The 19,673-nt window shown below is 62.9% G+C and carries 15 protein-coding genes and 2 pseudogenes; 8 read left to right on the top strand and 9 right to left on the bottom strand.

Going from position 1 to position 19,673, the window contains the following annotated elements; all coding sequences use genetic code 11:
* Positions 1 to 32: 32 nt before the first annotated feature.
* The 3 genes from PSH87_RS10850 to PSH87_RS10860 are packed head-to-tail and all read left to right on the top strand — an operon-like array spanning position 33 to position 4,192.
* On the top strand, positions 33 to 2,420 hold the full coding sequence (locus PSH87_RS10850; protein WP_305433551.1) for a fimbria/pilus outer membrane usher protein: 2,388 nt from the start codon (positions 33 to 35) through the stop codon (positions 2,418 to 2,420).
* A gap of 30 nt (positions 2,421 to 2,450) precedes the next feature.
* The gene (locus tag PSH87_RS10855; protein ID WP_305433553.1) at positions 2,451 to 3,176 is read left to right on the top strand and encodes a molecular chaperone; all 726 of its coding nucleotides are present in this window, start codon (positions 2,451 to 2,453) and stop codon (positions 3,174 to 3,176) included.
* Positions 3,173 to 4,192, top strand: coding sequence for a fimbrial protein (locus PSH87_RS10860; RefSeq protein WP_305433555.1), 1,020 nt, complete (start codon positions 3,173 to 3,175; stop codon positions 4,190 to 4,192). The genes PSH87_RS10855 and PSH87_RS10860 overlap by 4 nt, the downstream gene beginning before the upstream one ends.
* Before the next feature lie 15 nt (positions 4,193 to 4,207).
* Here PSH87_RS10860 and PSH87_RS10865 read toward each other — a convergent pair whose 3' ends face one another.
* From PSH87_RS10865 to PSH87_RS10885, 5 genes are all read right to left on the bottom strand, one after another.
* Positions 4,208 to 5,473 (bottom strand): carbohydrate porin, encoded by a 1,266-nt coding sequence (locus PSH87_RS10865; protein ID WP_305433556.1) that lies wholly within the window; start codon positions 5,471 to 5,473, stop codon positions 4,208 to 4,210.
* A gap of 57 nt (positions 5,474 to 5,530) precedes the next feature.
* Positions 5,531 to 7,939 carry a glucose/quinate/shikimate family membrane-bound PQQ-dependent dehydrogenase gene (locus tag PSH87_RS10870; protein WP_305433558.1) on the bottom strand — a complete coding sequence of 803 codons (2,409 nt, stop codon included), beginning with the start codon at positions 7,937 to 7,939 and terminating at the stop codon, positions 5,531 to 5,533.
* A 180-nt stretch (positions 7,940 to 8,119) separates the two neighbouring features.
* Complete coding sequence (locus PSH87_RS10875; RefSeq protein ID WP_305433560.1) at positions 8,120 to 8,848, bottom strand: IclR family transcriptional regulator; 729 nt, start codon at positions 8,846 to 8,848, stop codon at positions 8,120 to 8,122.
* Positions 8,849 to 9,475: 627 nt separating this feature from the next.
* Complete coding sequence (locus PSH87_RS10880; protein WP_017735511.1) at positions 9,476 to 10,804, bottom strand: MFS transporter; 1,329 nt, start codon at positions 10,802 to 10,804, stop codon at positions 9,476 to 9,478.
* A gap of 65 nt (positions 10,805 to 10,869) precedes the next feature.
* Positions 10,870 to 11,838, bottom strand: a complete 969-nt coding sequence (locus PSH87_RS10885; protein ID WP_305433562.1) for a hydroxyacid dehydrogenase — start codon at positions 11,836 to 11,838, stop codon at positions 10,870 to 10,872.
* Positions 11,839 to 12,138: 300 nt separating this feature from the next.
* Here PSH87_RS10885 and PSH87_RS10890 point away from each other — a divergent pair, with 300 nt between their 5' ends.
* Together PSH87_RS10890 and PSH87_RS10895 are read left to right on the top strand one after the other, a co-directional pair.
* Positions 12,139 to 12,813 (top strand): RraA family protein, encoded by a 675-nt coding sequence (locus tag PSH87_RS10890; RefSeq protein WP_017735513.1) that lies wholly within the window; start codon positions 12,139 to 12,141, stop codon positions 12,811 to 12,813.
* Complete coding sequence (locus PSH87_RS10895; protein WP_305433565.1) at positions 12,810 to 14,027, top strand: MFS transporter; 1,218 nt, start codon at positions 12,810 to 12,812, stop codon at positions 14,025 to 14,027. The genes PSH87_RS10890 and PSH87_RS10895 overlap by 4 nt, the downstream gene beginning before the upstream one ends.
* Positions 14,028 to 14,049: 22 nt before the next feature.
* On the opposite strand, the pseudogene PSH87_RS28815 reads toward PSH87_RS10895, so the two are convergent.
* The 3 genes and pseudogenes from PSH87_RS28815 to PSH87_RS10905 all read right to left on the bottom strand — a co-directional run.
* Positions 14,050 to 14,586: pseudogene (locus tag PSH87_RS28815) on the bottom strand (methyl-accepting chemotaxis protein); the annotation flags it as partial.
* Between the two features lie 372 nt (positions 14,587 to 14,958).
* Positions 14,959 to 15,993 (bottom strand): annotated as a pseudogene (locus tag PSH87_RS28820) (cache domain-containing protein); the annotation flags it as partial.
* Positions 15,994 to 16,137: 144 nt separating this feature from the next.
* Positions 16,138 to 17,028, bottom strand: coding sequence for a bestrophin family protein (locus PSH87_RS10905; RefSeq protein ID WP_305433569.1), 891 nt, complete (start codon positions 17,026 to 17,028; stop codon positions 16,138 to 16,140).
* Positions 17,029 to 17,159: 131 nt separating this feature from the next.
* Between PSH87_RS10905 and PSH87_RS10910 the strand changes: the two genes are divergently transcribed.
* Together PSH87_RS10910 and PSH87_RS10915 are read left to right on the top strand one after the other, a co-directional pair.
* On the top strand, positions 17,160 to 17,423 hold the full coding sequence (locus tag PSH87_RS10910) for a hypothetical protein (RefSeq protein WP_305433571.1): 264 nt from the start codon (positions 17,160 to 17,162) through the stop codon (positions 17,421 to 17,423).
* Positions 17,420 to 18,166, top strand: coding sequence for a Fic family protein (locus PSH87_RS10915; protein WP_305433573.1), 747 nt, complete (start codon positions 17,420 to 17,422; stop codon positions 18,164 to 18,166). The genes PSH87_RS10910 and PSH87_RS10915 overlap by 4 nt, the downstream gene beginning before the upstream one ends.
* An 8-nt stretch (positions 18,167 to 18,174) precedes the next feature.
* Here the strand turns inward: PSH87_RS10915 and PSH87_RS10920 are convergent, their stop codons facing one another.
* Positions 18,175 to 18,474 carry a helix-turn-helix transcriptional regulator gene (locus PSH87_RS10920; RefSeq protein ID WP_177414127.1) on the bottom strand — a complete coding sequence of 100 codons (300 nt, stop codon included), beginning with the start codon at positions 18,472 to 18,474 and terminating at the stop codon, positions 18,175 to 18,177.
* A gap of 92 nt (positions 18,475 to 18,566) precedes the next feature.
* On the opposite strand from PSH87_RS10920, the gene PSH87_RS10925 reads away from it, so the two are divergent.
* Entirely contained in the window at positions 18,567 to 19,658 is a 1,092-nt protein-coding gene (locus tag PSH87_RS10925) for an NADH:flavin oxidoreductase/NADH oxidase (RefSeq protein ID WP_305433576.1), read from the top strand.
* Positions 19,659 to 19,673 lie beyond the last annotated feature (15 nt).

Genomic DNA, 19,673 nt, shown 5'->3' on the forward strand with positions numbered 1-19,673 from the left:
TATTTCTCTGCTGCGCGCGTAATAGCGAGGCGTTGGAGTTCAATACAGAGTTTTTGAATATCGACGGTAACGACGGTGTCAGCCTCGGCCAGTTTACCCACGCGCATTACACCGTGCCCGGCAGTTACTTATTGGATGTTGTAGTCAACCAACGTTATTTCGGTACCCGTTCCATCGAATTTAAAAGTGGCAGCCAGCCGCAGCAAAGTTATGCCTGCCTGCCCGAAGAACTGGTCGCGACCTTTGGTCTCAAGCCCGAACTGTTCAGCGCACTGCCACGCCTTGCCGAGGGCCAATGCGTTGACCTCAGTGGCATCGCCAACGCCAGCGTCAATTATGCGCAGAACCTCGGCCGGCTGCTGATCAGCCTGCCCCAGGCGTCATTCGAATATGACGACCCCAACTACATTCCGCCCGCCGCCTGGAGCGAAGGCCTGGATGGCGCGCTGCTCGATTACCGGGTGATCGCCAACCGCCGCGAGACCTCGGGCGCGGCGGCGGCCGGCGATTCCACCACGCTGCAAAGTTACGGCACTGCCGGCGTCAACGTCGACGCGTGGCGCCTGCGCGCCGACTATCAAGCCCAGCAAACCAGCGGCAACGAAGGCGGCCAGGTCAACGCCAAGGCGTTCCAGTTGAACCGCCTGTATGCCTACCGGGCGCTGCCGTCGATCCGTTCGAAACTGTCGGTGGGCGAGGACTACCTCAACTCCGACGTGTTCGACACCTTCGCCCTGCGCGGCGCCAGCCTGAGCAGTGACGACCGCATGTTGCCGCCGAACCTGCGCGGCTACGCGCCGCTGATCAGCGGCCTGGCCCGCACCAACGCCACGGTGACGGTGTCGCAACAGGGCCGCGTGCTCTACTCGACCACCGTGACGCCGGGCGCGTTCAGCCTGCAGGACATCAACAGCAGTGTGCAAGGCACGCTGGACGTGAAGGTGCGCGAAGAAGACGGCAGCGAACAGACCTTCACCGTGACCACGGCGGCGGTGCCATTCCTGTCCCGCGAAGGCGAGTTGCGCTACAAGCTGTCGGCGGGCCAGCCCCGGCTGACCGGGCGCGGCGGCACCGAGCCGGGCTTTGTTGCCGGCGAATTGGCCTATGGTTTGTCGCGGGACTGGACGGCGTACGGCGGCGTGTTGACCGCGACGGACTACATGTCCCATGCGGTCGGCGTCGGCCGCGACCTTGGCGTGTTCGGCGCGGTGTCGGCCGACGTCAACACTTCGCGGGCCAAGTTGCGCTGGACCGGCGAGACGGCGGTGGGCAACTCCTACCGCATCAACTATTCCAAGCACTTCGACGCCATTGGCACCGACCTGCGCTTTCTCGGCTATCGCTTTTCCGACCGCACCTTCACCAACTTTTCGCAGTTTGTCGGCGACCCCGAATCCTATGGCTTGAACTCGGGCAAGCAACGTTACTCGGTGATGCTCGCCAAGCGTTTTTCGTGGTTGTCGACCAGCCTGTCGTTTGATCACTCGACCTATTGGGACGCCGCGCCCTCGGACCGTTTCGGCCTGACGCTGGCGCGCAGCTTCACCCTGGGCAATGTGAAGAATATCAACCTCAACCTGTCGGCCTACCAGACGCGCAATGCGCAGAACAGTGACTCGCAGCTCTACCTCGGCGTGAGCATTCCCCTGGGCGGCCGCTCGATGATGTCGACCAACCTGCAACGCAGCACGTCGGGGGCGTCGTCGGCCAGTGTCGGCTTCAGCCACGATGACGGCGAGGGCATGAACTACCAGGTGTACGGCGGGGTGGGCGACAACAAATACGTCAACGCCTACGTCGGCCAGCGCGCCTCGACCTACCGCGCGAATGCCTCGGCGACCACCGATGGCAGCACCTACCGCTCGTTCACCGGCGAACTCGACAGCTCGCTGGTGCTGACCCGTCATGGCGTGACCGCCCACGGCAACGGCTCGAACGGCGACACGCGCTTGCTGGTGTCCACCGAAGGCGTGCCCGACGTGACCTTCACCGGCCAGGCGCGCACCAACAGCCGGGGCTACACGGTGATGGACGGCCTGCCGTCGTTCCAGGCCTATGAGGCGCGGGTCAACCTGGAAAAACTGCCGCTGAAGACCGAAGTGTCCAACCCGATCCAGCGCCTGGCACTGACCGAGGGCGCTATCGGCTACGTCAGTTTCGCCGCCGCCCAGGGCCACAACGCCTATGTCGAGCTGATCCAGCAAAACGGCCAGCCGGTGCCTTTCGGCGCCTCGGTCCAGGACAAACACAACCATAAGGAAGTGGGCATCGTCGGGGAGGCGGGCATCACCTATTTGCTGGGCGCCAAGACCGGCGCCGAACTGGTGGCGCGCTGGGATGACAGCCAGACCTGCGCGCTGGCGGTATTACCCGACGAAGACGTCGTCACCAACGTCGCCACGCCCGTGCGCTGTTTGTGACGCCACTTTCAACCCTATTGGAGCACCCTGATGTCTCGCATGATGTTTACCCGTTTGGCCCGCCTGGCGCTGGTCTGTGTGCCGTTGGTGGCGAATGCCGCCGTGGTACCCGACCGCACCCGGGTGATTTTTGAAGAAAGCGCGACCTCGGTCAGCGTCACCGTGAGCAACAAGAACCTGCAACTGCCGTTTGTGGTGCAGTCGTGGATCGAGGACGCCAACGGTAAAAAGATCAGCGCGCCGTTTATGGTGCTGCCGCCGTTGCAGCGCATCGAACCGAATGAAAGCAGCATGCTGCGCATCGTCAAGCTGCCGGAGACCTCGCTGCCCAAGGACCGCGAGTCGGTGTTCTACCTCAACATCCGCGAGATCCCGCCCAAGAGCGAAGCGGTGAATGCGATGCAGATTGCCCTGCAATCGAAGATCAAGCTGTTCTACCGCCCGGCGTCGGTGAAGCGCGAACGCGGGGCCGACCTGGCCCAGGGCCTCAACCTGACAATCGACAGCGTCGGCAAGCAGCTGCTGATCGACAACCCGACGCCGTTCCACATCACCGTGGTCGGCCTGCTGGCCGGGCCGCAACAGGACAAAATGCCGGTGGAGACCATCATGATCGCCCCCCACAGCGGCGCACGCTTGCCGTTGAGCAGCCTCACCTTCAGTGAGTTGCGCGTGTCGAACATGAATGATTTCGGCGGCCAGACCGACACCTTGTTCCACTGCGCGGCCGAGGCATGCAAGGCTGTGGCGCCGTGAACCTCAAGCCGCTGCTGAGGTTGGGGATGGCCGTGCTGATGCTGGGGTTTTCCACGGCATCGTGGGCGCTGGTGTGCAAGTCGCAGACCGATGGCGATTTTCTCAGCGAATACATCGGCCCGGTGTCGGTGCCGGACACCGTGCCCGACGGCACGATCATCTGGCGTTCGAAGACCCACGTGGTGCCGGCCAACTGCTGGAAACTGCGGGACATTCACTACAACGAAGACGACCCGATCTATTTCTACGGCAACCCGGCGGGCCTCAATGCCACGGCCTGGGGCATCGAGTTCGGGCTGGTGTACCGCCAGGTGACGGCATGGGATGGTGATTGGAGTTCCGACCCGACCCAGGGCGTGAACACCGGGTTTGTGTCCCGTGGCTGCCCAGACGCGACCAACAATGCGGAGATGTTGCCGTGCTCGTTGGCCACGCCGAACATTGCGTTCCAGGTGGTGATCCGCAAGCGCGGGCTGCTGCCGTTGCAACGCCCGTCGCAGGATACGTATGACGTGTTCCAGTTTGACGGCCAGTACGGCCTCAATGGCGGCATGGGCAACCCGTTCAACAACTTCCGTTTCAAGCTCAGTGGCTTGCAGAACATTGTCGGCACGGCCTGCACAGTGGATGTCACCGTGACGCCGGAACCCGGCATCGTCGACTTCGGCGTGATCCAGAAAACCGCCACCGGGTTGTCACCGGTCAACCCCACCAAGCCCTTCAGCCTGGCGTTGGAGAAAAAATGCAGCAGCGCGATCAACATCGGCGCCACCCTGGTGACGGCCAATCAGCAGGGCCAATACACGGTCCTGCCGGCGGCCGACAGCCAGTTTGGCATCCAGGTGCATGATGCCCACAATGCGTTGGTGCCGATCAACGAGCCCTTCCCGCTGGCGACGTTTGCGGCGGATGTCAGCCATATCGACGTGCCGTTCAGCGCGACGGTGGTGTCGCTGGGCGATCCCGAGGTGGGTGCGTTCGAGGCGGTGATGGTGGTGCAGGTCATTTACTACTGAGCCTGCCCCCACAGGTTAGAAGCTTGCTTTGACCTGCAAGCCGAGGACCAGCGCGTTGTCGATGTTGTCCCCGGAAAACGCCCCCGGCTCGATGATGTATTGCACATCCGGGCGCAAGGTCAGCCAGGGCGTGGCCTGGTAGCCGTAGCTCAGTTCGATCAACTGCTCGGCGTTGTTCAGGTTGGGGTAGTCGTTGCCGGCATTCAACGCCGCCAGTTCCTGCACATCGCGGCTGCGCGGGTTGGGCACCGCACCGCCATAACCGAGGGCGACGGTGTCGCGCGGGCGGCCGTCGAACGGTTTGTACAGCACCACACCTGCGCCATACCACTTGGTGAACGGCGCGGCGGCGGTGCTGGCCGCCGAGTATTGGCCGAAGGCGTGCAGCACGCGGCCGGCGGATGAATCCGACGCCCACACGGCTTGATCGATCAGCAGGTAATGGCCGCTGCGCCCGCTGACTTCTTTATTGCTACCGATGCGTTTGACGTCCGAGCTGTCGTAGTAATAGCCCAGCTTGTACTCACCCGGCAGGCGGCCTGCTTGCTTGTAGACTAACTCGATGGGCACCACGGTACCGGTGGTGTGCTTGGGCGTCAGGTGCCAGGCGCGGCTGGAGTTGCCGTTGCTTTCCGGGTCGACGTTGAAGGCTGCCACGCGCAACTGCCAGCTCGGCGCGAAGTCGTATTTGACCCGTGCACCGAGGCGCGCATTCGGGTAGTTGGTCCAGCCGCTGCCACCGGACATGTTCAGCGGGTGGCCGCAGAAACCGGCATTCATGAAGTTGCACAGGATGCCGCTGTCGAGGCCGCCGAGGTCGTTGCCCATGGCCATGTAGCCCAGCTTGACGTTCAGCGCCGGGGTAAACAGGGTGCGCTCGTAGCTCAGCTCGGTGAGGCGGGTGTAGAGGCCGCCGTAGTTTTCCTGGATCGGCAGGCGGTTGCCCACCAGGTCTTCGGAAGCGCTGTTGCCGCGACGGTCGTTGATGGTGAGCTGGATGCGGTCGCCATTGTTGAAACCGTAGAGCTTGCCCAGGTCGAACTGCACGCCAAGCTTGAGGTTTTGCGAGTAGCGCGCCGAGCGGTGCTGGCCGCCGTGGGCGTTGTAGGCGGTCTCGCCGCTGTAGTCGCCGGTGAAGCGGATGCCGCTGTCTTCCAGTTCGCGGCGCAGGCCGCCCCAGTCGCCGGTCAGGGTGCTGTCATCGGCTTGCACGGGCAGGGCGGCGCTCAGGGCAACGCCCAGCAACAGGCGCCCGAAGGGGATATGAGAAGTGGGGGTCATGCGGGTTCTTCCAGACAGAAAGCGCGGTGCGGGGGAGCACCGCGCTGGATCGAGGGGTTAAGGCAGGGCGTAGGCGATCACGTAGTCGCCACGGTCAGTGGACTGGCGTGCGCCGCCAGCGGTGATGACCACGTACTGCTTGCCGGTTTTCGGCGACACGTAGGTCATCGGGCCACCCTGGCTGCCGACGGGCAGGCGGGCTTTCCAGATTTCATCACCATTGGCGCTGTTGAAGGCGCGCAGGTAGAAGTCCTGGGTGCCGGCGATAAAGATCAGGCCGCCCTGGGTGGACAGTGTGCCGCCGAGGGTCGGCAGGCCGATCTTGATCGGCAGGTGCATGCGGATACCCAGCGGGCCGGTGTCTTCAACGGTGCCCACCGGCACTTGCCAGGCGACTTTCTGCGTCTTCATGTCGATGGCGGTCAGGGTGCCGAACGGCGGCGCCTGGCACGGAATGCCGGCCACCGAGAGGAAGCGGTTTTTGTTCACCGCATACGGCGTGCCCTTGAGCGGTACGGCGCCCATGCCGGTGTTCAGCGCTTCGCCACCGGACGAGGATTGCGCCTTGTTCTGCGACGGCACCATCTGGATCCACAGGCCCAGGCGCATGTCGTTGACGAAGATAAAGCCATGCACCGGGTCGGTGGAAAGGCTGCCCCAGTTCATGCCGCCCAGGGAACCCGGGAAGCTCAGGGATTTATCGGTGCCCGGCGCGGTGTACAGGCCGTCGTAGCGCATGCCCTTGAAGTCGATGCGGCACAGCAACTGGTCGTACGGCGTGGCGCCCCACATGTCCGATTCGGTCAGGGTTTGCGCACCGATCTGCGGCATGCCGAGGGATTTCGGCTGGGTCGGCGAGTACGGTTCGTTGGGGATGTTGGCGGCCTTGACCGGCACTTCCTGCACGTCGGTCAGCGGCTTGCCGGTGGCGCGGTCGAGCACGTAGATCTGCCCGGCCTTGGTGCCGATCACCACCGCAGGCACGGCTTTGTCGGTGCCCGGCGCGGTGAAATCGATCAGGCTTGGCTGCATCGGCAGGTCGAAGTCCCAGAGGTCATTGTGGACGGTCTGGTACACCCACTTTTCCGCGCCGGTGGAGGCGTCGAGCGCCAGCACGGAAGCGCCGTATTTGTGGTTCAGCTGCGTGCGCTCAACGCCGTAGATGTCGGTGGACGAGCTGCCCATCGGCAGGAACAGGGTGTTCATCAGCGGGTCGTAGGACATCGGCGCCCAGCTGTTCGGCGTGCTGCGCACGTAGGTGCTGCCGTCGGCCGGGGCGTTTTTGTCTTCCGGGTTGCCCGGGTCGAAGGCCCAGCGCATTTTCCCGGTGATCACGTCGAAGCCACGGATCACGCCGCCGGGCATGTCGGTCTGCACGTTGTCGGCAACGCGGCCGCCAACAACCACGGTGGTGCCGGCGATCAGCGGGGCGGAGGACAGTTGGTAGTAGCTGTCCGGTACGTTACCCAGGCCGGCTTTCAAATCCACTTGGCCGTGGGTGCCGAAGTCTTCGCAGAATTTGCCGGTGTCGGCATCCACGGCGATCAGGCGCGCGTCGATGGTGTTGGTCAGCAGGCGACGCTGGCACTGCGCACCGGCAGGGACGCTGGCGGCAATGATCGGCGAACTGTTGGGTTGGGTCGGCTGGGCAATCGGCGCGGTGGCGTCGAAGTAGGCCATGCCCCGGCAACGCTGCCACACCGCCGACTTGGCGTTGACTTCGTTCTTCCACAGCTCTTTGCCGGTGTCGGCGTCGAGGGCGATCAGATTGTTGTGCGGGGTGCAGATGAACACCTTGTTGCCGATCTGCAGGGGCGTCAGCTGGTCTTCGGCGCCGTTGCCGTCGCTGATGGCGACGTCACCGGTGTGGTAGGTCCACGCCACTTTCAGCTTGTTGACGGTGTCGCGGTTGATCTGGTCCAGCGCGGCGAAGCGGCTGCCACCTTCGGTGTTGCCGTAGTGCGCCCAGTCTTTCTGCGCATCGGCCGGGCTCACCGGGGTGATGCCAGGGCCGGCACCGGTGGGCGCCACGCTTGGGTGGGCGACAAACATATTGCCCGCCGCGACCACCACGCCAACAGCCAGCACGCCGGCCACGCCATAGGCGGCGCGTGCCGGGCGGCCGACCAGCCAAGGGTAGACCAGGGCCACCACCATGCCGATCGCCGCGAACATGAACACCCGCGAGAACAGCGGCCAGAACACCAGGCCGACATCCGCTACCGCCCAGATGGCCGTGCCGACCAGGAACGCGGCGAACAACCACGCACCGGCCGGCTTGCGGCAGGCGATCAGCAGGCCGGAAAGGGCCATGGCCAGGCCGCCGATCAGGAAGTACAGCGAGCCACCGAGGCTGGCCAGTTTGACGCCGCCAACGGCCAGCGCCACGCCGAGCAGGGCGATGATCACGCCCAGGCCCAGCAGGATAAATCTAGGGACGCCAGCGGCGCGCGATGCTCGTTTCATATCGATAAATGCTCGAAGGTGAGAGGGCAAAGACGCGATTTTAGCAAGATAAGTAACTAGTTAGTACATTAGAGTCCTGCAATAGACTATTACAGTTGCTGCGATGATGCGGTGTGGCCAAATGTCGCCCAGGGTGCGATGTGCATCGCACCCAGCTGCTGCACGCGTCTGCTAGAGACTTTAGACGGGTTTTTTGCCGTGTGCGGCGGCGTCATCGGCGAGGGCATCGCCACCCAGGCTGCGGGTCAGCTCGACGGCAGCTTGCTGGAACAGCGGGTGCAGGGTCTGCGCTTGCTCGGCGGTCAGGCGGCTGGCGGGGCCGGACAGCACCAGGGCGCCGATGAGGTTTTCGCCGGGGCCGAAGATCGGCAGGGCCATGGACGCGGCGTGGGGGTCGGTGGCGCCGTGGGAGAAGATCGGCTTGATCATCTTTGCGGCCAGCGAGTAGGGCGTGCGCAACGCTTCGGCTCCTGCGGCGCCGTCCATGGGGCGGGTGTCGCCCGGTTGCAGGTGCAGGCGCAGGTGGTGGGGCGAGTTCACCCGGTACAGGCACATGCGATAGGCGCCGTGGCGTACGTAGAAGGAGGCGGTTTCGCCGGTTTCCTGGGTCAGGCGGTGCAGCAGCGGGGTGATGTGGCGTTCGAGGTCGAGGCCGTCCTGGTAGACGGTGTTCAGGCGCATGATTTCGGTGGCCAGTTGATAACGGCCGTCCGCGAGGCGGGTGATCAGGCCGTGGTCTTCCAGGGACACCATCAGGCGCATGATGGTGCTTTTGACCAGCCCGGTGCGGGCGGCCAGTTCGGCCAGTTCCAGGGCGGTGTCGCCCATCTTGAAGGCGGTGAGCACGGTGAGCACCCGATCGGCCGAAGCCACCCCGGTGACTGCGGGGCGTGGGCGGGTTTTTACCATGGGGTGCTCCTTGTTGGGGGTAGGCTGCAAAATACTGGTATTGGCGGGTGGGGGCAATCTTGGGTGTTCTCGGTTATTGCGCGATCCCATTGTGGGAGCGGGCTTGCTCGCGAAGACGGCCTGTCAGGCGACTGAGTTGTTATTGGTTACACACCGCTCCAGGGTGGGAGCTGGCTTGCCTGCGATGGCGGTCTGTGGGTGTACATATCCGTTATTTGGGTAACGGCGGCTATTGGTTCCGCCCTTACGGCGGCTCACTTTTGAGAAGCGCAAAAGTAAGCAAAACGCTCTTGCCCCAACACTCGGCACCTCGCCCTGGCTCGGTGTGCCCGTAATCCGACATGGATTTGGGAGGCCGCCGCCACGCGCCATCCATGGCGCGGGGCGGCTAAACCGGCATCCCTGCCGGTTTACCCCCCAAATCCATGTCGAATTCCGGCCAGCGTGTTTAACGGGGCGCCCAAAATCAAAAGCAAAGCGAGGCGGCCTAGTAGCCGACCTGATCTCTGGAGCTGGCGCGTTTCTCTGTGGGAGCTGGCTTGCCTGCGATGGCATCAACTGGGTGTGCCTGATGTACCGAGGTGCCTGCATCGCAGGCAAGCCAGCTCCCACAGCCAGCTCCCACAGTCAGCTGGCGTTGGCCGCTTTGTTGAACGCCACGGTTTCCTTCATCTGCTTGCGCCCCATCAACAACACCATCACCGCGCCCGCCGCACACAGCGCCGCCAGTGGCAGCAGTGCCAGCGCATAACTGCCGGTGGCGTGATGAATGGTGCCGTACACATTGACCATGATCCCGCCACCAATCAGGTTCGCCATCGCGCCCACAGCGGCCAAACCAGCGGCAGCGGTGGAGGAGGAGAGCCAGGTGGATACCAGCGCCCAGAAGGGGCCTTTCATGGAGTACGCACCGATCAGCACCATCGACAACATGCACACCGTCGCCACCAGCGAAGACGTCACCAGCGCCAGCAGCAAGCCTGCGGTGATCAGCAGCAAGGTGGTCGCGGTGTGCCAGCGGCGTTCGCCGGTCTTGTCGGAGCTGCGGCCCCACAGGATCATCAGGATCGATGCCAGCCCGTAAGGAATGGCGTTGACCATGCCGATTTCCAGGTTGCTCAGGCCAAACGTCTTGAGCAGTTGCGGGGCCCACACGCTCATGGTGCTGCCCGCCGCCGAGGCGCCGGAGTAGATCAGTGCCAGCACCCAGATGTGTTTGTGGCGCAGCAATTTCCACAGCGAGATGTGCCCGATGGCCGTCTTGCGGCTGCGCTCTTCGTCGAGGCGGCTGGTGAGCCAGTGGCGTTGCTCATGGCTCAGCCATTTGGCTTGCTCAGGGCGGTCCGTCAGCACGAACAGGCAGGCGATGCCCAGCAGTACGGCGGGAATCCCTTCGATGATGAACAGCCAGTGCCAGCCGCGCATGCCGAACCAGCCGTCCATGCTCAACAGCAGGCCGGACAGTGGCGAGCCGATGAAGTTGGCGCCGGGAATCGCCACCATGAAGATTGCGACCATACGCCCACGGTACGCGGCGGGCAGCCAGTAAGTGAGGTACAGCAGCACGCCAGGGAAGAATCCGGCCTCGGCCGCGCCCAGCAGAAAGCGCATCACGTACAGCGAGTTGGCGCCGGTGACAAACGCAGTGCCGGCAGAAATCAGGCCCCAGGTGATCATGATCCGCGCAATCCACACCCGCGCGCCGAAGCGTTGCAGGGCCAGGTTGCTCGGCACTTCCACCAGGAAGTAGGAGACAAAAAACAGGCTGCTGGCAAAGCCGAAGATCGCCGGGGTCAGGCCCAGGTCCTGGTTCATCTGCAACGAAGCCATGCCGATATTGCCGCGATCGATGATCGCCAGCAGGTAGCAGAGGATCAGGAACGGCAATAGCCGCCACGCCACCTTGCGCATGGTTGAGCGCTCGATGGCGCTGATGTCGGTAGAACTGATGGACATGACTCTCTCCCGTTTTGTTTTTTTTGGAGAAGCGTGATGGGCCCGCGATTACCGCGCGGGCGATGTCAGTGTGCGTAGAGATGGCGGTTGACCACCGCACGCGGCGGCGGCGCGGTGCCGTCCCAGAAATCGATGATCTGTTGCAGCGCCAGCAGGCCCACGCGGTCACGGGCTTCGGCGGTGTTGGCGCCGACGTGGGGTGTCGCCACCAGTGTCGGCAAACCCCACAGCGCCGAGTCCGCCGGCGGTGGTTCGGGGTTGAAGGTGTCGAGGCCGGCGCCGGCGATTTGCCCGGTGCTCAGGGCATGGACCAGCGCTTCGGTGTCGATCAGTTCACCGCGCGCGGTGTTGATCAGGATCGCGCCCGGGCGCATGCGCTTGAACTGCGCCGCGCCAAACAGGTTGCGGTTCTGCTCGGTCAGCGGGCAATGCAGGCTGATGATATCGCAGCTGGCCAGCAGCTCATCCACGCTGTTGACCCGCTCGACATTCGGCAAGTCCGCCAGGTAGGGATCAAACACCTTGATGCTCATGCGCAACGGGGCCACCAGGTCCATGAGGATCTGGCCGATGGCGCCCAGGCCGACCAGGCCGAGGGTCTTGCCGGACAGTTCGATGCCCACCGAGGTGGCTTTGTCCCAATGCCCGTCACGCATGCGCGCATCGAGCAGGGCGGTCTGGCGCGCCACGCTGAACATCAGGGCCAGGGCGTGCTCGGCCACCGATTGTGCGTTGGCGCCGAGGGCGATAGTCACCGGGATCTGGCGCTCGGCGGCGGCGGCGATGTCGATGGTGTCGTAGCCCACGCCGTGCTTGGCGATGATTTTCAGCGCGGCCGAGGCGTTGATCATCTCCCGGGTCAGCTTGCCCTGGCGCACGATGATCGCGTCCGGTTGTTCGCGGGCAATGATCGCCGTGAGTTCATCGGCGGGTGCATAGGGCGTGGTGGGGATGATGCGTACGCCGTGGGCAGCGGCGTGGGCCATGGCGTCGGCGGTCAGTTCCGGGCCGGTCAGCAGGAGGGTTCGGGTCATTGTGCGCACCTTGGTTTTCTTGTCTGTGTGCAGTTGGCGGCGTATTGCGGCGCTCAACAGTGGTTGAAAGCTAGCATAATGAAATGGCGTTGCAATAAATAAATTTAACCGCGCCGTTTTGAACGACGTTGGATTAGTGGAAAATCCCAATGGAATCTAACGTTTATTCGGGTTTAAGATTTTTTTCAGCGCAGAGTGTTGGGGTTTTGAATCCGGTTTTAGCCTTGCTGGCTGCAAATCATGATGTTAATTTTGAAATGACGTTTCAAAACAACATAAAAACCAGCAGAGGAATACCCCATGTCCATCGGATTCAGAGTGCTCAAGCAGCAACGCAAGGTCGCCGCCGAGTGGGTCGAGCGCTACCGCAGCGTGCCCGTCGCCAATATCAGTGATTCGATGCACCGCATGACCGCCGGCGGCGCGAGCTTGAAACCGATGCATCGCAGCGGCGTGCTGGTGGGCCCGGCGTTGACCGTCAAGGCGCGCCCCGGGGACAACCTGATGCTGCATCACGCGCTGGATATCGCCCAGCCCGGCGACGTCATCGTGGTGGATGCCGGCGGCGACCTGAGCAACGCGCTGATCGGCGAAATGATGGTGGCGTATGCGATCAAGAAAGGCGTGGCCGGCATTGTGATCAACGGCGCGATTCGCGATGCGGCGAGCATTGGCGCCGGGGAGTTCCCGGTGTTTGCGGCGGGTATCACCCATCGCGGCCCTTACAAGGACGGCCCGGGCGAGGTCAATGTGCCGATTGCCCTGGCCGGCATGGTGATCGAGCCGGGCGACCTGGTGATCGGTGATGAAGACGGCTTGCTCTGCGTGCCGTTCGACCAGGTCGCCGAGGTGTATGATCGCGCCCACGCCAAACATGCCGCCGAACAGAAGCAACTGGAACAGATTGCGCTGGGCGAAAACGACCGAACCTGGGTCCTTAAATCCCTTATACAAAAGGGCTGCGAGTTTATTTGAATCCTGCGTCTACCACCCGCTGGCCCACGCCGATCCGCGCGCTGCGCCATCGTAATTTCCAGATCTACTTTGTCGGCCAGGGCCTCTCCACCCTGGGCAAATGGGTGCAACAGGTCGCGCTGTCATGGCTGGCCTATCATCTGACGGGCTCGGCGGTGCTGCTGGGGGCGATTGCGTTTCTGACGCTGTTGCCGCAGTTGCTGGTCGGGCCGCTGGCGGGCGCCTGGTCCGACCGCCACGACAAGCGCCGCCTGCTGATGGCGGTGCAGGCTGTCCTGGCTGTGCAATCGCTGGTCCTTGCGGTGCTCACCTGGCAACAGTGGATGGGCCGCGAGGTGATCATCGCCATGGCGCTGCTGCTGGGTTTGCTCAATGCCCTGGAAACGCCGTTGCGCCAGGCCTTGATCGCCAGTTTCGTCGATGAGCCCAAGGACCTGCCCAACGCCCTTGTGCTCAATGCCATGCTGATCAACGCCGCGCGCTTTATCGGCCCGCCGCTGGCCGGTTTGCTGATCACCTGGAGCGGCGAGGCCGGTTGTTTCCTGCTCACGTCCATCGCCTTTGGCATGCTGTTGATCGGCTTGGGCAAGGTGCAAAGCCGCGCGCAGGTGCGGGCGCAGGGTTCGACCGGGGAGATCTTCCGCGAAGGGTTGCGCTATTTGTGGAACACCCGGTCAATCCGCCGCCTGCTGATCAGCGTGGTGATGGTCAACCTGTTGGCGTCCTGCTACACGGTGCTGCTGCCGATCCTGGCCAAGCACGCCTTCAGCGGCGATGCCCAAACCCTCGGCTGGCTGTGGGGCGCGGCGGGAGCCGGCGCGTTTGTCGCGACGATTTTCCTGGCGTTCGCCGGCAGTTCATCGAGCCTGAGCCGCATCATCGTGATGGGCACGGTGGTGTGCGCGATGTCGTTGTGTGCGGTGGCGGCGAATCCGCCGTTGGGGTTGACCCTGGCGGCGCTGGCCGGGCTGGGATTCGGCATCACCGTGAGCAATGTCAGCAGCAACATGACCCTGCAAAGTGCCGCGCCGGAAGCGCTGCGCGGGCGGGTGATTGCGTTTTATATCGCCATGCGTTTCGGCTTTGAAGCGATTGGTGGCCTGCTGGCCGGGCTGTTGGCGGCGGCGCTGAGCGTGCAGTGGACACTGCTGCTGGCTGGGGCTTTGCTGGGGATCTATCAGTTGATCAGTTGGCGCATGAGCCCTCGACGCTGACGTCGAGGGCCCCACGGTCACGTCAGTATTTGAACCGACCCACCAACCCTTTGAGCTGACCGGAAATATCCGTCAACCGACCCGAGCCGGTCTGCGCCGAGTGGGCGAAGCCTTCGACCAGTTGCGCATCGGCATGGATCTGCGCGATGTGCCGGTTGATCTCTTCGGCCACCTGGTGCTGCTCTTCGGCGGCGGTGGCGATCTGGGTGTTCTGGTCGCGGATCGAGTCCACCGAGCCGCGGATCTTGTCGAAGCTGTCGCGGGCCTGCTGGATGCGTTCCACGCTGGTGTGGGACACCAGCAGGCTGCCCTGCATCTGCTGGGTGACTTCCTGAGTGCGGCGGGCGAGGTTGCCCAGCAGGCTGTCGATCTCGCCAGTGGAGTCGGCGGTGCGGCGGGCGAGGGCGCGCACTTCGTCGGCCACCACCGCAAAACCACGGCCCTGATCGCCGGCGCGTGCGGCTTCGATCGCTGCGTTGAGCGCCAGCAGGTTGGTCTGCTCGGCAATCGAGCGGATGGTGTCGAGGATGGTGTTGATGTTCTGGCTGTCCTGCTCCAGCAACTGCATGGTCTGGGTCGACTTTTGCAGGTCTTCGCTCAACTTGAGCACGCTGCCGGTGGCTTCGCCGATGTGCTGCTGGCCGTCGTGCACGTCGCGATAGCCTTCGTCGGCACTGGTGGCGGCGGCGCTGCACGAGCGCGCGACTTCGTTGGCGGTGGCGACCATCTCGTTGAACGCGGTGCTTACCAGTTCCACGGCTTCACGCTGGCGGCCAGCGGCCTGGTTCATGTTGTTGGCCACGGTGCTGGTATCGGCGGCGGCGCTTTGCAGGTCGGTGGAAGCGCTGCCGATGCGTTGCACCAGTTGCGCAATCGCGCCGAGGAACTGGTTGAACCAGCCGGCCAGGGTCGCGGTTTCGTCCTTGCCTTGCACGGTGAGTTTGCGGGTCAGGTCGCCTTCACCTTCGGCGATTTCCTGCAGGCCGTCGGCAACGCTGCGGATGGGGCGCACGATCATGCTGGCAAAACTTGCACCGACCAGGGCGAAGACCACGGCGAGGGCCGCGGCGATGGCAGCGATCAACCAGGTCAGGCTCGACGCGCCGGCCATCACTTCGTCGCGTTTGATCAAGCCGATAAAGCGCCAGCCGAGGTCTTTGGAGCTGACCACGTTGGCCATGTAGGGCACGCCGTTGATCTCGATCTGGGTGGCGCCGTCGGTGCGCTTGGCCAGGTCGGCGTATTGCGGGCCGAGGTCGGCCAGGGGCTTGAAGTTGTGCTTGGCATCGCTGGGGTCCACCAACACGTTGCCGTTGGCTTCCACCAGCATCAGGTAGCCGCTGTCGCCGAGCTTGATGTTGCGCACCAGTTCGGTGAGTTGCTTGAGCGACACGTCCAGGCCGACCACACCGAGGATATTGCCGGTGGCGTCGGCGACGGTGCGCACGGTGCCGATCAGCACCACGTCATCCGGTGCCCAGTAATACGCGCCGGTGCGCACGGTGTTGCCCGGCGCGGCCACGGCGGCCTTGTACCAGGGGCGTTGGCGCGGGTCGTAGTTGTTCAGTTTGGTGTCGTCGGGCCAACTGGCGTAGCCGCCGTCGCTCAGGCCCAGGGACAGGTAGGCGGTGCTCGGGTGGCTTTTGGCGAACTGGTCAAAGATGTCCAGCAGCGCTTGGTTGGTCGGGGTCAGGGGGATTTGCGCGGCGTCGGCACCGGCGTAGCTTTTCAGGTCTTTGGCGGCGGCGATGCGTGGGTCTTTGGCGACAAATTCGACGTTCTGGCTGATGCCGTCGAAGAATTGCTTCATGCCGTTGTCGATCTGGCGGATTTCACGGCTGCTGCTGTCGACGAAATTGGCCTCGGCCGCATCCCGCAGGTTCAGTACCACCAGCACGGCCACCAGGATCACCGGCACGCACGCGATAGCCGCAAACGCCCAGGTCAGCTTGTGTTTGATATTCATGACATCTCCCGCAGGGTACTTATTAGAGTTGGCAAGGCGGAGGAAAGCGAAGAGCGTCGCATGTGTTGTTTTTAGAGGGGATAGCCCATGCGTACCCCCGGTATATCGACCGGTGGGTCACGCACTTTAGGCCGTTGGCAGGGTTTAACCGATGCGCTCGCCACCCAGGGCATCACGCTGCATCGATTGCAGGTTTTTCTCGATGGTTTCGCAGATGGTGTCCATCTGGATCTGGTGCTCGCTGGAGTTGAACGGGCTTTGCAGGTCGGTGCCGATGCGCTCGATGGCCAGCAACATGAAACCCACCACCGTCGAGGCCAGCGGGGTGAACCAACCGAGGGATTCCACCAGGCCCACCGGCACGATCAGGCAGAACAGCGAGATAAACAGGCGCGGGAAATACACGTAGGGGTAGGGCAGCGGCGTATTGGCGATACGCTCCATGCCGCCCTGGGCGTTGGACAAATCCACCAGGGTCGACTCCAGCCGCGCCAAGCGGATGCTGTCCAGGTGGCCGGCCTTGTATTCCTTGGCCAGCAAGGCTGCCGAGCCGGTGAGGATGTCGTTGGCGAAGTTGTTGGTGGTGCCATTGCGCGCGAACTCTTCGCTGGGGATGAATGCGCGCACCTCATCGGGGCACGGCTGGCCCTTGAGGTGCGCGGCCAGGCAGTTCACATAGGCCACATGCCGACGCAACAGCGTGGCCTTGACCGGGTTGACCTCGCTGTCGGGGTCATCCAGCAGCGTCAGCACCTGGCGCGCAAAACTGCGCGAATTGTTGACCATCGCCCCCCACAGCGTGCGCGCCTCCCACCAACGGTTATAGGCGCTGCTGTTGCGAAAACTGATCAGCACCACCAACGCCGAACCGAGCAGGGTCAGGGGCATCAGCGGCAGGTTGATCTTGTAGGTGAGGAACAGCATGAAATCCACCGTGACGGCGACATCCCACAGCAACAGCCAGAACAGGGCCCAGCCTACATAGCCCATGGTCTTGATGATCAGGCGGTATTTTTTGACGATGGCAGCTTTCAAACGACGACCTCGCGGCGAGCGGTGGGCAAGAGTGCCTTAGGTCGGACGTGGGTTTGGGGGGAAAGGTTCGCTGGGGGGAGAGCGGAAACGAACGCCATGCTATGCTTCGACGGCTAACTGAGGAGTTTCCAATGACTAGTGCAGCCCATGAAACCATCGCCAATAAAGTGCGCAAGATGGCTGAAATTCATCATGTCACCGCCGAACGTGACGGTATAAGCCGAATGGCTGTGGCGATCACCGGCCTGGCTGGCGATGTGGTCGAGTTGGATGGTGTGGAGCAGTTGTTGGTGAACCTCAAGAGAAAGGGGGTTCTGAGCAAGTCAGAAACCCTGGCTCTCCAAGGCAGCTATCTTCAGGAAAAGCGCCGTTTAAAGAAGCAACTCAGCGCATGATGTTTGATCCCTTCGGTGATTTTGAAACCGCTGGATATCTTCAAAACACCCTCCAACTCAAAGACCCTGCCGAAGTCAAAGAATCCGAGCATCTTTCGTTTGAGTTGAGCCTGGAAGAGGCGCTTGAGTTTCTTGCCAGGAAAAAACCTATCGACTACAGGTCGGTGCTCAAAGTGCACGAGATCCTGTTTTCGGGTTTCTATCCCTGGGCGGGCAAGGATCGGAACGAGCTTGTACCGCATCTCGCGGTTTTCAAAGGCTCCGAAAAAGATCCTTACCGTACCGTCTTCGAGCATCCAGGCTCAATCAAGCTCTCAGTCGACTATGCACTTGAATTGGCGTCGAACAAAAAACGCTTTCGCGACAATCCAGGCGATGTAATGGGCCAGCTAGCCTTCGCCCATCCTTTTCTGGATGGCAACGGACGTACGATTTTGCTGGTGTTTATGGAGCTCTGTTATCGAGCCAGGTTCGCGATTGAATGGCACAGAACAAACAAGGATGACTACCTCAGGGCGCTCAGCGAGGAGATTGAGTCACCGTTCAAAGGGCATCTGAGTCATTACTTGAAACCCTTTGTGGTGGACATTGCCGACCGTGACGAGTGGGCAGCAATGATCGGTGGCATCAAAGGGTTGGATGGGCTTGATAAGGAGGGGATTACCTACGAGAGCCTGGACAACCCCGAGGTTCAACACATCTACAACACTTACAGAGGGCGGTTGATTCCACCTTTGGAGTAACCCTTCCTTTACCGTTGGGCAAGAATACTGGCCAGCAACCCGGGAAACCGCTCCTCAAGATCTTCCGCCCGCAACGCATTCATATGCGTAGTCCCCACACTCCGCGTCTGCACCAACCCCGCGTCACGCAACACGCGAAAGTGGTGGGACATGCTCGACTTGGGCCGCCCACCATCCAATTCGCCGCAGGTGGCTTCGGCTACGCCGGCCAGGCAGCGCACGATTTCCAGGCGCACCGGGTCGCTCAGCGCATAGAGCACACGTTCTAGGGTAAGGTCTTGGACAAGGGGGTGTTTGAAGGCTCGCATGAAATGAATGATAACAGGGGGGTATCGCTGAATACTATAGTTCGATTACCATCGAACTATCGAATCAACCATCACTTTGCCGGAGTCGTCCCATGGCCGCTTTGTTCGAACCCTACACACTCAAAGACGTCACCCTGCGCAATCGCATCGCCATCCCGCCGATGTGCCAATACATGGCCGATGACGGCATGGTCAACGACTGGCACCACGTGCACCTCGCGGGCATGGCCCGTGGTGGGGCAGGGCTGGTGGTGGTCGAGGCCACTGCCGTTGCGCCGGAAGGCCGCATCACCCCGGGTTGCACCGGGATCTGGAGCGATGCCCACGCCGCGGCGTTCGTGCCCATTGTCAAAGCCATCAAGGCTGCGGGTTCGGTGCCGGGCATCCAGATCGGTCACGCCGGGCGTAAAGCCAGCGCCAACCGCCCGTGGGAAGGCGATGACCATATGGCCGCGTCCGACCCGCGCGCGTGGGAAACCATCGCGCCGTCGGCGATTGCCTTTGGTGCGAACCTGCCGCAGGTGCCACGCGCCATGACCCTGGACGACATCGCCCGCGTGCGCCAGGACTTCGTCGATGGTGCGCGCCGTGCCCGTGACGCCGGTTTTGAATGGATCGAGCTGCACTTCGCCCACGGTTACCTGGGTCAGAGTTTCTTCTCGGAACACTCCAACCAGCGCACCGACGCCTACGGCGGCAGCTTTGACAACCGCAGCCGCTTCCTCCTGGAAACCCTGGCCGCCGTGCGTGAAGTCTGGCCAGAAAACCTGCCGCTGACCGCCCGTTTCGGCGTGCTGGAATACGACGGCCGCGACGAGCAGACCCTCGCCGAATCCATCGAACTGGCCCGCCGCTTCAAGGCCGGTGGCCTGGACCTGTTGAGCGTCAGCGTCGGCTTCACCATTCCCGACACCAATATCCCGTGGGGCCCGGCATTCATGGGGCCGATTGCCGAGCGTGTGCGCCGTGAAGCGGGTATCCCGGTGACCTCGGCTTGGGGCTTTGGTACGCCGCAACTGGCAGAAAGTGCCTTGCAGGCTGGGCACCTGGACCTGGTTTCGGTTGGCCGGGCCCATTTGGCTGATCCGCATTGGGCGTACTTCGCGGCCAAGGAGCTGGGCGTCGAGAAGTCGTCGTGGACCTTGCCGGCGCCTTATGCGCACTGGTTGGAACGCTACCGCTAAGGCTTGCGCCAGCGT

The sequence above is a fragment of the Pseudomonas sp. FP453 genome (assembly GCF_030687495.1).
Taxonomy (GTDB): Bacteria; Pseudomonadota; Gammaproteobacteria; order Pseudomonadales; family Pseudomonadaceae; genus Aquipseudomonas.

Excerpts from the sequence above, each read along its gene's own strand:
- PSH87_RS10855 (WP_305433553.1), top strand. The coding sequence starts at position 2,451 with ATGTCTCGCATGATGTTTACCCGTTTGGCCCGCCTGGCGCTGGTCTGT.
- PSH87_RS10865 (WP_305433556.1), bottom strand. The coding sequence starts at position 5,473 with ATGACCCCCACTTCTCATATCCCCTTCGGGCGCCTGTTGCTGGGCGTT.
- PSH87_RS10870 (WP_305433558.1), bottom strand. The coding sequence starts at position 7,939 with ATGAAACGAGCATCGCGCGCCGCTGGCGTCCCTAGATTTATCCTGCTG.
- PSH87_RS10875 (WP_305433560.1), bottom strand. The coding sequence starts at position 8,848 with ATGGTAAAAACCCGCCCACGCCCCGCAGTCACCGGGGTGGCTTCGGCC.
- PSH87_RS10880 (WP_017735511.1), bottom strand. The coding sequence starts at position 10,804 with ATGTCCATCAGTTCTACCGACATCAGCGCCATCGAGCGCTCAACCATG.
- PSH87_RS10885 (WP_305433562.1), bottom strand. The coding sequence starts at position 11,838 with ATGACCCGAACCCTCCTGCTGACCGGCCCGGAACTGACCGCCGACGCC.
- PSH87_RS10890 (WP_017735513.1), top strand. The coding sequence starts at position 12,139 with ATGTCCATCGGATTCAGAGTGCTCAAGCAGCAACGCAAGGTCGCCGCC.
- PSH87_RS10910 (WP_305433571.1), top strand. The coding sequence starts at position 17,160 with ATGACTAGTGCAGCCCATGAAACCATCGCCAATAAAGTGCGCAAGATG.
- PSH87_RS10915 (WP_305433573.1), top strand. The coding sequence starts at position 17,420 with ATGATGTTTGATCCCTTCGGTGATTTTGAAACCGCTGGATATCTTCAA.
- PSH87_RS10920 (WP_177414127.1), bottom strand. The coding sequence starts at position 18,474 with ATGCGAGCCTTCAAACACCCCCTTGTCCAAGACCTTACCCTAGAACGT.
- PSH87_RS10925 (WP_305433576.1), top strand. The coding sequence starts at position 18,567 with ATGGCCGCTTTGTTCGAACCCTACACACTCAAAGACGTCACCCTGCGC.